Source organism: Photorhabdus sp. RW14-46 (assembly GCF_963887965.1).
Taxonomy (GTDB): domain Bacteria; phylum Pseudomonadota; class Gammaproteobacteria; order Enterobacterales; family Enterobacteriaceae; genus Photorhabdus; species Photorhabdus laumondii.
This window is the reverse complement of record NZ_CAWPHH010000020.1, coordinates 26,096-38,856: the sequence shown is the minus strand read 5'-3', so window position 1 is coordinate 38,856 and position 12,761 is coordinate 26,096. Positions and strand designations below refer to the sequence as shown.

General features: G+C 40.9%; 13 protein-coding genes and 1 pseudogene. 13 read left to right on the top strand and 1 reads right to left on the bottom strand.

What is annotated here, in order from left to right; all coding sequences use genetic code 11:
• Window positions 1-125 precede the first annotated feature (125 nt).
• From AACQ38_RS15715 to cas6e, 9 genes are all read left to right on the top strand, one after another.
• Window positions 126-266, top strand: coding sequence for a hypothetical protein (locus tag AACQ38_RS15715; RefSeq protein ID WP_165578561.1), 141 nt, complete (start codon window positions 126-128; stop codon window positions 264-266).
• Between the two features lie 25 nt (window positions 267-291).
• Window positions 292-843, top strand: a complete 552-nt coding sequence (locus AACQ38_RS15710) for a dihydrofolate reductase family protein (protein WP_011145117.1) — start codon at window positions 292-294, stop codon at window positions 841-843.
• A 183-nt stretch (window positions 844-1,026) separates the two neighbouring features.
• Complete coding sequence (locus AACQ38_RS15705) at window positions 1,027-2,382, top strand: Fic family protein (RefSeq protein WP_041380586.1); 1,356 nt, start codon at window positions 1,027-1,029, stop codon at window positions 2,380-2,382.
• A gap of 521 nt (window positions 2,383-2,903) precedes the next feature.
• Window positions 2,904-5,621, top strand: coding sequence for a CRISPR-associated helicase Cas3' (gene cas3 / locus AACQ38_RS15700; RefSeq protein WP_165578560.1), 2,718 nt, complete (start codon window positions 2,904-2,906; stop codon window positions 5,619-5,621).
• A 14-nt stretch (window positions 5,622-5,635) separates the two neighbouring features.
• Window positions 5,636-7,240 carry a type I-E CRISPR-associated protein Cse1/CasA gene (gene casA / locus AACQ38_RS15695; protein WP_011145120.1) on the top strand — a complete coding sequence of 535 codons (1,605 nt, stop codon included), beginning with the start codon at window positions 5,636-5,638 and terminating at the stop codon, window positions 7,238-7,240.
• Window positions 7,240-7,821: a type I-E CRISPR-associated protein Cse2/CasB gene (gene casB / locus AACQ38_RS15690; protein WP_011145121.1), complete on the top strand. Its 582-nt coding sequence runs from the start codon at window positions 7,240-7,242 to the stop codon at window positions 7,819-7,821. The genes casA and casB overlap by 1 nt, the downstream gene beginning before the upstream one ends.
• Window positions 7,822-7,841: 20 nt before the next feature.
• On the top strand, window positions 7,842-8,876 hold the full coding sequence (gene cas7e / locus AACQ38_RS15685; protein ID WP_113026056.1) for a type I-E CRISPR-associated protein Cas7/Cse4/CasC: 1,035 nt from the start codon (window positions 7,842-7,844) through the stop codon (window positions 8,874-8,876).
• A gap of 10 nt (window positions 8,877-8,886) precedes the next feature.
• Window positions 8,887-9,633, top strand: coding sequence for a type I-E CRISPR-associated protein Cas5/CasD (gene cas5e, locus AACQ38_RS15680; protein ID WP_011145123.1), 747 nt, complete (start codon window positions 8,887-8,889; stop codon window positions 9,631-9,633).
• A complete protein-coding gene (gene cas6e / locus AACQ38_RS15675) occupies window positions 9,620-10,294 on the top strand; it encodes a type I-E CRISPR-associated protein Cas6/Cse3/CasE (RefSeq protein ID WP_011145124.1) in 675 nt (224 codons plus the stop codon). The genes cas5e and cas6e overlap by 14 nt, the downstream gene beginning before the upstream one ends.
• Before the next feature lie 222 nt (window positions 10,295-10,516).
• On the opposite strand, the gene AACQ38_RS15670 is transcribed toward cas6e, so the two are convergent.
• Window positions 10,517-10,762 (bottom strand): hypothetical protein, encoded by a 246-nt coding sequence (locus tag AACQ38_RS15670; RefSeq protein WP_207631894.1) that lies wholly within the window; start codon window positions 10,760-10,762, stop codon window positions 10,517-10,519.
• Here AACQ38_RS15670 and AACQ38_RS15665 point away from each other — a divergent pair.
• From AACQ38_RS15665 to AACQ38_RS15650, 4 genes and pseudogenes are all read left to right on the top strand, one after another.
• Window positions 10,670-10,964: pseudogene (locus tag AACQ38_RS15665) on the top strand (zinc ribbon domain-containing protein); the annotation flags it as partial. The gene AACQ38_RS15670 and the pseudogene AACQ38_RS15665 overlap by 93 nt on opposite strands.
• Window positions 10,965-11,236: 272 nt before the next feature.
• Window positions 11,237-11,422 carry a hypothetical protein gene (locus AACQ38_RS15660; protein ID WP_109791333.1) on the top strand — a complete coding sequence of 62 codons (186 nt, stop codon included), beginning with the start codon at window positions 11,237-11,239 and terminating at the stop codon, window positions 11,420-11,422.
• 415 nt (window positions 11,423-11,837) lie between these two features.
• Entirely contained in the window at window positions 11,838-12,143 is a 306-nt protein-coding gene (locus AACQ38_RS15655; protein WP_165578558.1) for a hypothetical protein, read from the top strand.
• 358 nt (window positions 12,144-12,501) lie between these two features.
• Window positions 12,502-12,747: an AbrB/MazE/SpoVT family DNA-binding domain-containing protein gene (locus tag AACQ38_RS15650; protein ID WP_165578557.1), complete on the top strand. Its 246-nt coding sequence runs from the start codon at window positions 12,502-12,504 to the stop codon at window positions 12,745-12,747.
• Window positions 12,748-12,761: the final 14 nt, after the last annotated feature.

Below are 12,761 nucleotides of genomic sequence, written 5' to 3'. Positions count from 1 at the left end.
CGAAAATATGAAGTAATGGAAGTAAATATGTGTGGTGATATATATCTTATAAAGTATAATTTCTTAGAAAATACGCGTTACCTTTTGACGGAGGTTTGAAAATATTTTAACTGTCATCAATCTGGGTGTATACCCTATGGATTTCAAGATGCATCGCGACGGCAAGGGAGCGAATCCCCGGGAGCATAGATAACGATGTGACCGGGGTGAGAGAGTACAGCCAACAAAGAGGCAACTTGAAGGATAACGGGTATATAGCGTTTTAACATCGTGTTTAATAGGAAGGTAATAATGCCGAAATTAATTTATTACGTCGCTACGACAATAGATGGTTATATTGCTAATAAAAACAATGGGCTGGATTGGTTATATGAATTTGTGCTTGGGGATGATGCAACACCTTATGATGATTTTTATCGAGGTATTGGTGCTGTGATTATGGGAGCACAAACATACGAATGGATAATGACAAATTCACCGGATGATTGGCCATACAAAAATGTTCCGGCCTTCGTTCTTTCTCATAGGGCGCTGTCAACGCCTGAAGGGTTGAATATCATCATAACCAATGAAACAGTAAGAGTTATTGCTGCCAAGGCAAAGAAAATGGCTAATGGTAAAGATGTCTGGTTAGTTGGGGGAGGTAAAACCGCTGCGTATTTTGCTGAGGCTGGTGAATTACAACAAATATTCTTAACCACGATTCCGGTATTTTTAGGTGCGGGCATTGAGGTTTTTCCTGTGAGTGAAAAAGTCCATGTCATACCTAAGACGCAACGTTTTTTACGTAGCGGCGCTATTGAAAGTTTGCTGGATGTTGATGCTCCTACCCCTACCCCGTAAATAAGATTGCTGCTGTCATGTTCATCTGTCCTGTTTTTAGCTAAACAGGTTCAACACTACAGTCAAATGGATTGCCCACATTAATTGCGCCATAATCGCGCCATATTGGTGGCACAAAAGTGGCGCGATTATCTGAATTGCGCCATAATCGCGCCATGTTCTTACTGGGAGCTGTTGTTCGCCATGAGTTTAATGACTGATATTTATGAAACTTTGTGTATTGCATCACAACCTATGTCTGTTTCGGATTTATTGGTGGAGCATCCCTCCGTTCCTAGAAGGACTGTTCAACGTTGGCTGGGGCGACTTGTTGAAAATAAGAAAGTACAGATATTGGGTGAAGGTCGAAATCGCCGCTATGTTATCGCTACGGAGGAAACATCAGATTCAGTAGCGGATAGATCGGATAATTTCCCGAGCTATATTCCACTGTCTGAAGATAGTCAGGATATTCTTCGTTATATTGATCAACCCATCAAAGCGAGGACGCCTGTCGGTTATCAGCGAGAGTTTCTGGAATCATATGAGCCGAATGTCACTTATTATCTGTCGGTTCCAATTCGTAATCAGCTTTGGCGAATTGGAGATACGAAACAAATCTCACAGCCAGCGGGAACCTATGGTAGAGCTATCTTGGATCGTTTGCTCATTGATTTATCGTGGGCTTCAAGTTATTTGGAAGGAAACACTTACAGTCGATTGGATACGGTGAAGTTGATTGAATATGGAAAAATTGCGGTAGGAAAAAACGCGATTGAAACTCAAATGATCCTAAACCATAAAGCCGCTATTGAATTACTTGTCGATGGTATTGAGGAACTTGATTTTAATCGATATACCGTTCTCAATTTACACAGTACATTATCTGAAAATTTATTATCTAATCCTGTCTATGAAGGACGTATCCGTCAACATCAAGTTGAAATAGGAAAAAGTGTTTTCAGACCTTTATCGGGTGAGGCCCATATCAGTGAAATTTTGGATTCGTTGCTCGGGAAAGCACGAGCTATATCAGATCCATTTGAGCAATCCTTTTTTATGATGATCCATTTGCCGTATTTACAGCCTTTTGCTGATGTCAATAAACGAACTTCCCGCCTGGCAGCTAATTTGCCGTTGATTCGTTCAAATCTATGTCCGTTAACTTTTGTCGATGTACCGGAAGAGGCATATAGCCGTGCAATGCTTGGTATTTATGAAATGACCCGAGTTGAATTACTACGAGATCTTTATCTATGGGCTTATGAGCGTTCTGCCCGAGAATATTTGGCTGTCACGCAGGGAATAACCACACCAGATCCGTTAAGATTACAATATCGAAATGTGATTAAGCAGATCGTTTATCGGGTAGTTGCCACGCCAGAGATGGATTCAATTGACGTGATAGATAAATTAATTTCTGATGAATTAAGTCAATCTGAACGTGACACGTTAAAGGCATTAGTTATTGAGGAATTACGGCGATTACATGAAGGTGTGTTGGCAAGGTATGGTCTCCGACCTTTGCAATTTGAAAAATGGAAGCGAAAACACCGATAGTCTTTGTATTGACGCTATTGAATGGCTGCATGGTCATAAAAAATTTCCGGATTAATTACGTCATTATCTTAGATAAGCGATTAATTAGCTCTTTTGTTATGCCGCCGCATTAGGGATTAAACCTATGCAGATAAGAATTAAAAGCGATTTGTGGAATAATTGTAATTGACATCGCTAAACACCCATCAGTACTTTCATCTTACCTTGGCCTGACATCATATACGCAGGATTATCAGTGTAAATGAACCTTTGGTAAAACGGGTACGGACCTTACATGTAATTATCTTTATTTATCATATAGATGAGTATAGGTTGGCTACCCGGTCAAACGGTTCCTTGGCACTACGATGTTACTTTAATTCTGGCTTAATGCTCAGAGGTAGGCCAAAAATTCGTCTGTTTAGATAGTGAGTTTTTATACAGAATTATCCTAAAAAAACAGAAACTAGTATTTTTATGATCTAAATTTTCGCATTATGTTCTAAAAATAGGTAAAAGAGATGTTCAAGTAAGGATTTTAGATGGAAATGCCAATTTATTTTCAATACTGGGGTAAGGCGAAGCGAGTCTTAGAGATTGATAGTGCCGATTATCATCTACTTCCTTACCATTGTTTAGATGTTGCTGCGGTAGGAATGCAGTTACTCTCTTTAGAAAGATCGTTAACTAGAGATCTTGCTAGCTTTTTAGCGTTATCTACGCAGCAGTTACGAAGCATGGTCTCTTTTATATTGGCTTTGCACGATATTGGTAAATTTGCCTCTGCTTTTCAAAAATTACTTCCCGGTTTGGCAGTCGGTCTGCATCGACCAGATTGCCCCAAAGAGTATGATGGCCGTTATTTTTGTCATGATCGTATAGGGTTGTATTTCTGGGAAAATATCAAAGCAGAGTTACTTAATAGACTCGTTAATATTGAAGGTGCTGAGCACAGAGAACAGCGAGAGATGTTTGATACCTTAATGGTATTCATTGATTGTGTATTAGGGCATCACGGCCGGCCAATTGATAAAACAGGCTATAGAGCGATTAAACATTTTACTGAACCTCATAATTTTAATGCTGCCGCCCTCTTTGCACATCATTTGGTTGAATTATTTCAACCTGAGTTTCCCATTGAAAAATTACAATCCAAAGAGTGGCGAAGGCGACTGGAACAAGTGAGCTGGCAGTTTGCTGGTATTGCAATATTGGCGGATTGGATTGGTTCTGATAGCCATTATTTTACGTATCAATCTAAACCTATGCCGTTAACAGATTATTGGAAACATGCTCAAGCAATGGCAAAAAAAGCGGTTATGGCGATAAATTTAGGGAGACCGCCGGTAGTCAAGCCGTTTATTTCTATTCAGGAATATTACGGTTTTGCTGCAACACCATTGCAACAGTGGGCCGAATCAATACCTGTAGATGATTCTCCTCAGCTATTTATTTTAGAAGATGTTACTGGAGCGGGTAAAACAGAAGCGGCGCTTGCTCTTACACATCGTTTGATGCAGGCAAAAGCCGCTGATGGTTTTTATTTCGGTTTGCCTACAATAGCGTCTTCTAATGCAATATTTAGCCGGATTGCTCAACATTACCAGCAAATGCTCTTGACAGAGGATGACAGTAAACCAAATATCGTTTTAGCTCATGGTACGTGGGGGATGAATAATCAATTTCATGAACCCGTTTTAGCGTTAGGTCATCCAGATAGAAACGATGGTAAAACAGATATCGCTGCTTCAGCGCAGTGTAATCAATGGTTAGCTGACCCACGTAAGCAGGCACTGTTAGCGCCTGCCGGAATCGGAGCGATTGATCAGGCTTTATTGGCTGTATTACCAAGGCGCTATCAATCATTAAGATTATTTGGGCTTAATCGTAAAGTATTAATCGTTGATGAGGTTCATGCGGCTGATGAATTTATGTTTAATTTACTGGAAAATTTATTAGCGCTGCATCTTTATCAGGGCGGTTCAGCTGTTTTATTGACAGCAACATTGACCTTTAAACAGCGTCAACGTTTAACGGATATTTGGCTAAATGTTGGCGGGTTGAGTTCTCAATTATTGCAAAAAAATGATTTTCCTTTAGCAACCAAAATAAGTTTAAATGCCATATTGCCCGTTATTGAACAACCGTTATCAAGCCGAAAAGATGTTAGCCGGGAAATCAAAGTTGATTTCTTAAATAGCTTTGGCAGTTGTGTTGAAAAGGTATTAGCCGCCATTGTACAAGGGCAATGTGTCGTTTGGATACGAAATACAGTAGATGATGCTATTGAGGCTTATCAGACACTGCGAAGTTTACTTACTGAACCTGAGCGTTGTCTGTTATTTCATAGCCAGTTTATATTGCAACACCGAAAAGAGATTGAAGATCATGTATTGACTATTTTTGATAAAAATAGTCATGGTGAATTGCGGCGGGGCAAAGCATTAATTACCACACAGATATTCCAAGCGAGTTTAGATACTGATGCCGATGTCATGATTTCAGATCTTTGCCCTATTGATGATCTCATTCAGCGAGCCGGGCGCTTGCATCGCCATACTCGCGATAGCGATGGTATTTATCGATGGGGTATTAAAGATTCACGTCCTACACCCATATTGTTTATCCATGCGCCTGAATGGCGGGAGCAACCTGGATCAGATTGGCTAAGCCATAATTTTCGTAACACACAATATGTTTATCGCTCGCCTGTACGTTTGTGGTTAACCATGCGCATATTGAGAAAACTGGGTGCTATACGTATGCCTGCGGAAACACGCCAATTAATTGATGCGGTTTATGGTCATGCTTATGAGCAAGCACCGGAAGTGTTAAAGTATCAAGAGAATGAATTAATTGATGAGGAGCGAAGTCAGGCAGCTAAAGCTAAGTCTTATTGGTTACAGTGGCAATTATATGGTTATTGTGATCGAAGTGCTGATCATTGGTATGAGGATGATTCAGATATTAATGCTCGCTACAGTGATATTGAAACTGTTGAGGTATTATTATTGAAAAAAGGGGATTCAGGACAACTTGTACCTTGGGTAAATTCAGCCGAATTTTCAGTGTCACTGAGTACGATTAAATTATCCAGAAATAAGTATGCGGATAAATTAGCCCCAATTCCAACAAAATTAATACCTGCTCTCAATGCATTGCAACAGAGATATTACCAAGTTAGATATTTGCAACCTTGGTTGCCAGATCAAGATCCGAATTTTACTTATTCTTCAACAATAGGCTTTTGTGAAAGATAAAAGCAGGAGGTGTTATGAACTTAGTTCAGGACCCGTGGTTGCCCTTTCGGTTGCGTGATGGCAGTGAAAAAGTACTGCCCATTAATGCGATATGTGATCATGATGTTATGGACTTTGCTTTACCGCGAGCTGATTTTCAAGGAGCAGCTTGCCAATTTGCCATTGGTTTATTACAAACCGTTTTTGCGCCGGAAGATAAATATCAATGGCATGCTCTCTATGAAACATCACCTGATAAGAAGGTATTACAACAAAATTTTAATAAAGTGATACATGCTTTTAATGTTACCGGTATAGGGCCTCTTTTTATGCAGGATTTTGATCCGCTGCAAACAGTAAAATCAACCACTGTAGCTGGATTGTTAATTGAAGCACCGGGAGCGAATGGTTTAAGACTGAATACGGATCATTTCATTAAACGTGGCATCGGAGATGTGATGTCTCTTGAAATGGCGACTTTGGCACTGTTTACCTTACAAATTAATGCACCGTCAGGAGGGGTGGGACATCGAGTCGGATTACGAGGTGGGGGACCATTAACCACGTTAGTGGTGCCGCAACAAACCGATGCCACATTATGGCAAAAACTGTGGTTAAACGTTATTAGTCGAAGTGAATGGCATTATTCAGAACCTGATTTAACCAGTGCTCAGGTTTTTCCCTGGTTAGCGCCAACAAAAGTGAGTGTTAATGAAGGGACAGAAATTCATGCTACGGATGTGCATCCCTTACATATGTATTGGGCAATGCCGAGACGTATACGTCTTATAGTGGAAAAGGGTGAGAATATTTGCAAAATTTCAGGTAAATATTCTGAGTTCACTGTCTCTGAATATCGGGCACAAAACTATGGCGGCAATTATACCGGTAATTGGAGCCATCCGTTAACGCCCTATAAATGGGATCCTAAAAAACTAACACCACCCTTATCGATTAAAGGCCAACCGGGAGGGGTGACATATAAAATTTGGGATGCTTTAGTCTTTACCAGCCATGAGAGTGGACAGCGTTGTGCGCCGGTTGTAAGCCATTTTTACTCTTTATGTTGTCATTTTGCTGAACTCCGAAGGGTAATGCCTCGTCTGTGGGTGTTTGGCTACGATATGGATAATATGAAAGCACGTTGTTGGTATTCTGTCACTGTGCCGTTGTTTTTTGTCTTATTTGAACAACAGGAAAAGATTCTATATCAAGTCAAAGAGCTACAAAAGCTGGCAATCAATATGATTTGGCTATGCCGGAATCAAATAAAAGCGGCTTGGTTTGAAAAGCCCGTTGATGTGAAAGGAGACACTTCCTTTATTGACCTGACTTTTTGGCAACAAAGTGAATCGCTATTTTTTTCTGTGGTGCATCAACTTATCGATAATGCAAATTCCGATGCGCCGTTTCTGACACCAGAACAGGCCAAACATTGGCTCAATACCTTGCGTTATCTCTGTAGAGATTTATTTGATGAATATGTTGCTTTATCTGAATTAGGAAATGAGCGTTCAATAGCGAAACGTATGAAAGCGCGTCAGCAGTTAATTATCGGGTTATATGGACAAAAAGCGTTAAAAGAGATCAAAACATTTATCACTAATCATCATATTCACTCCGGGAAAGAGGAGGTGTAATGGACAGTAAGAGTGAAATCATATTATTGCATTGGTGGCAAAGTATGTTTATGTCACCAAAACAGCTAAAAGAGAAAGGTATTATTCCAGCCCCTTCTACTTATAGAGCTCAGTTAAAGCGCTGTGACAGTGTTGAGATGGCTATGTTAACTGAAGGCTTTCGGGCTTTATGGCTCAGCTTACCTGATGAAATTAGTTTGTCGGATAATCCGATAAAATTGGAATATTGGGCCACGATGGCGGTGGCATTAGTTCATGTTAAAAACAACAGTGATATCAAATTGGCGGTAGCGGCGGGTAAGAAAGGAGGAGGAAATAAACCGGTGGTCAGTGAATTAAGATTTTCACAATTACAAAATGCTAAAACACCGAATGAATTATTACGTCGATTATGTCGGGTTTTACAGCAAATCAAAGGCAATATTTCTGTTTTGGCTTTAGCGCGGGATATTGAGGAGTGGTTTGCTGAATATGAGCAATTACGACCATGCAAGGCGGATAGGCGTATCAAAGTGAGGTGGGGTATGGATTATTACCGTGCTGCTAGTGGTAAATCGGTTGATTTATCGGATTTTCATTAATTGAGTTTAGGATGATTATTATGAGTCAGTTTATTCAATTACACCTATTAACTTCCTATGCGCCATCTAATCTGAATCGTGATGATTTAGGCCGGCCTAAGACAGCGAAAATGGGCGGTTTTGAACGTTTACGTGTGAGTTCTCAAAGTTTAAAACGTCACTGGCGGACTTCTGAATTGTTTGAACAGGTGCTATCAGAGAATATTGGTATTCGCACCAAGCGACTGGGTATCAAGGTATTTGAAGCGTTGATCAAGGCTGGAGTGAAAGAAAAATCGGCTAGAGCATTGGCTATGACTATTGCTGGTGTTTTTGGCAAAACGAAAAAAGATGCTTTAGAAATTGAACAATTGGCGCATATCAGCCCGGAAGAGCAACAATCTGTTATGTCGTTGATTGCGGTGCTGGCGGAAGAAAACCGGGCACCAACGCCTGAAGAGCTTAATTTATTAAAAACTAAGCAAACCGCGGTGGATATTGCTTTATTTGGTCGGATGTTAGCTTCAAGTCCGGCATTTAACGTCGAGGCTGCCTGTCAGGTCGCTCATGCTATTAGTGTACATAGTGTGGTTATTGAAGATGATTATTTTACAGCGGTGGATGATTTAAATGATGGTAAGGAAGATACGGGATCGGCCCATATAGGGGAATTGGGTTTTGCCGCCGCGCTGTTTTACAGTTATATCTGCATTAATAAAACGCAATTAATAAAAAATTTGGATGGTGATGAAGCCCTGGCTAATAAAGCGATTAAAGCATTAACAGAAGCCGCTGTGAAAGTATCGCCTGCGGGTAAACAAAATAGTTTTGCTTCTCGTGCTTATGCCAGTTTTGCTCTCATTGAGAAAGGCGAACAACAACCTCGTTCTTTATCTGTTGCATTTTTAAAGCCTATTAATGACAGCGACCAGGGCTCATCGGCAATTAATGCATTAGAAAGCCAAATGCGCAATATTGATCTGGTTTACGGTACTTGTGCCGATGCCCGCTATAAATTCAACACATTCACTGGGGAAGGAACTTTGGCCGAACTGCTTGAATTTGCTGCACAGTAATGGGGGCAAAATGAAAGCATATTTAGTCTTCCGATTATATGGCCCGATGGCAAGTTGGGGACAACCTGCGGTTGGGGGAGAAAGGCCAACGGAATTGTATCCTGGTCGCTCGGCGATTTTGGGGTTATTAGGCGCAGCGCTAGGTATTCAACGAGATAATGAGTCTGAATTAGCAAAATTACAAAAAAGTGTGTTAATTGCCATTAAGCAGACCGTTCCTGGCTCTTTAATGCGTGATTATCATACGACGCAGGTGCCGACGCACAATAATAATGTGGTTCATCAGAACCGTAAAAGTGAATTAAGGTCAGATAAACTTAATACCATACTGTCTAATCGTGATTATCGTTGTGATGGTATTTGGATCGTTGCTATTACATTAACTGAACACGCTTGTTTTACGCTTGAACGATTCCGGGATGCTTTACTTAAGCCCGTATTTATCTTGCATCTTGGACGTAAATCTTGCCCGCTTGCTTTGCCTCTCAGCCCTAAACTCATTACGTCATCGGCATTAAAAATGGCATTGGATATCTCTTTTCCACCGCTGATTCATTCTGATAGCGAAGATAAGTTATGGCTAGGTGCAAACGGTATTGTGACTTATTTTTGGGAGGGAAATAAAGATGAAATTATCTCTTCAAATATTTTAATCAGCCATCCTTGGGATGAGCCGATTAACCGGGGGCGTTGGCAATTCCGGCAACGTACTATGTATCAACTTTCTATCGAGGAGGGTGTTGATGTATTTGTCTAAAATTGTGCTTCGGCAATCGAGTCAAACAGCAAATATATTAGCAAAATTGAGTGCAAATGGCGTTTATACTTCTCATCAATTGTTATGGAAATTGTTTTCAACAGACGAAAAACGGCAATTTCTATTTCGGGAAGAGATCGGAATAATGGGATTACCTGTATTCTATGTTTTATCTAAAACCTCACCTCAAACTGAGTCACCATTGTTTGAGGTGGAAACGAAAGCATTTTATCCTCAATTGAAGGAGGGGCAGCGTTTAGCTTTCAAATTACGCGTTAATCCAACGATCTGTATTACTGATCCTTCTGGAAAACGTCAGCGTCATGATGTCTTGATGCATGCTAAGTTTCAGGCAAAACAGCAAGGTGAAACGGAACAGGGAAAAATAAAAGCTATGATGGAGAATGCTGCCCGTAATTGGCTGTTAAACCATCGTCGTATGCAGCAGTGGGGTATTCAGTTTGACAATTTACTGGATATTGAAGGTTATACTCAGCATCGAAGTGTAAAAAAGCAGGGGCAAAAAATACAATTTTCCAGTGTAGATTTTCAAGGGCTTCTGACGATTACCAATGGTGAGCTATATTTGGAACAGTATGCAAAAGGCTTTGGTCGTGCTAAAGCGATGGGATGCGGATTGATGTTAATCAGAACAGTATAATGGCATGGATGTCATTTAAATTTATTTTTGTTGAAGATCGTAATGCAATATTCTTTGTTGTATGAGGATATTGATGTTAAAGGTAGCAAATTCGCTGTTGTTAGGCGTTCGTGTTATGCTTCAAAAGCATGGTAAAAAGTGATATTGCTAACTAATATCATCCTGTAGAGTAAGGCGTAGTTGTTACTCTTGGAAATATTGATAAAATAATTACCGTGTTCCTCACCTCTGTGGGGATGGCCCTGAATTTTGGTACACATTTGTACAGGGAAGAATATGTTTCCTGTGTTTAATGGGATAAACCGCTATAATTAATGGTAGGATATCGGTGTTAGCAAAAACCGCTGTAAACCCTTGCCCAGTGCGGTCTAGCATGGCTTCATCAAGAAACTGGAATACAAAGCGGCAGCGGCGGGCGTCCATCTGGTCAAACTGGATCAGTGGTTTGCCAGTTCGAAAACCTGTCATTGCTGTGGTCACAAAATGCCGGAAATGCCGCTGCGTAAGCGGATCTGGCAATGCCCTTTCTGTCGAGTCGAACATGACCGCGATATCGATGCGGCGATCAACATACAGCGCAAGGGCATAATAGAATTACAGGCGGGCGGGACTCGTCGTTTTTGCCCATGGAGGCCAGCGTCAATCCGTCATAAAGACGGTGGCGGCCTGAGAAGTGGGAAACCTCGCCGTTTTTTACGGCGGGGAGCAGTCACTGAGTGTTCCTGGTCATTACCGGGGTAAACCAAACTCGATAAATCTTGTCAAAGAGAGAATTTAAGTGTTCCCTGTATTTGCGGGGATAAACCACGGCATGAGTGATGCTTTACTATGTTCGCTAAATGTTCCCTGTACTTACGGGGATGGACCTAGCAGTGCGCCAAATAGTTATAAAGCTAAGGATGTGTTCCCTGTATTGTACTCATGGGGATAAACCGTACGAAAATGACACTGATCATTGGCTTCCTTGGTGTTCCCTACCTCTACGGGGATAAACCGGACAGTAACAGTGATGTAGTCGGTAGTAATTGGTGTGTTCCTTGTGCCCACGGGGTGAACCGAACTGATACTGTTGTGTTTTGGGTTTGGAAGCGTGTTCCCTGTATTAACGGGGATAAACCGAACAGTTAGCGTTTTAGCTGGCAGAGATGGACTTGTTCCCCGTTTTTACGGGGGTAAACCGCTAAATACAGAACTATCTCCATTTGTTGTCATTTGATCCCCGTAATCTACGGGGATCAACCGTCATCCGGAAGGGTAATTGACATAGGGGGTCAGTGTTCCTTGAATTTATGGGGATAAACCAGATTCAGGTTTCATGATGATAGTTGAAGTAGAAATGCTCCCCGTTTTTACGGGGAAAGAGCAATTCACTGCCACCTTGGACACAATTTTCAGGCCGATGATAAATCTGTGGTTCGGGCATATCGATACCGGGCAGTATTCGTTCAGTGATTTGACAGCGCTTTTTTCGGTATTAAGGTCAACGGCTTATTGAATTTTTGCACGTAAGAAAATGGCTCAGGATAACTAACGGAAATTTGTAATGAAGAAAAAGCGACTAAAAAAATTTCAGAAAAAACTTGAGACGTTGGGGTTAATTGAAAAAGATCCAGATGTGGTCGGTTATGTACTGTTTAACACACGTAATCGCCGATTTGTGATACTGGATGAATATGAATTTGGGAGGGTGGCTTACGCCGATGATATTGAAGAAGCTTATTTAGCAATGTCACGATTTGTCGCATTAATGGATATTGATTCTTTGCCGGAGCCAGACAAATTTGATATTGCTGTTATCCCTGTTATTGATAACCCTTTATTTGGGTTAATGCCTAAAAAAACAGATTAAAGCTAACTCCCTTTGTATTTTCATCAGACACCTCATCTATGCCATAAAACATGCGCATAAGTCTATGTAGATAGTGAGCATCATCAAGAGGTTCTAAACCGAGCAATGGCATTTGGTTAAGATTTCATAAAAAAATTTGAACACAAAAATAATTGTATCAACAAAGTTGATACGCAACTGTTTTCTCATTAGCGTATATACAAATGGGTATATACCCTATGGATTTCAAGATGCTTCGCGACGGCAAGGGAACGAATCCCCGGGAGCATAGGTAACTATGTGACCGGGGTGAGTGAGTGCAGCCAACAAAGAGGCAACTTGAAAGATAACGGGTATACATTATCATCGAGGTGCATTAATGGCTTATTCAGTAATAAAAAAAGGGGGTAATAGCCCGTCTGTACGACTCCCTGTAGCTATCATGAAAGCGGCATCCCTGAACGTTGATGATACAGTTGATATTGCAGTCGAAGATGGTCGCATTGTCATTATTCCGGTAAAAGCGAAAGAATACTCTCTTGATGCACTGTTAACCGGTATCACACCAGAAAACGTTCACGAAAAGGTAAATTTTGGCTCGCCAGTTGGTAAAGAATTGCTCTGATGGTTTCTCGTTTT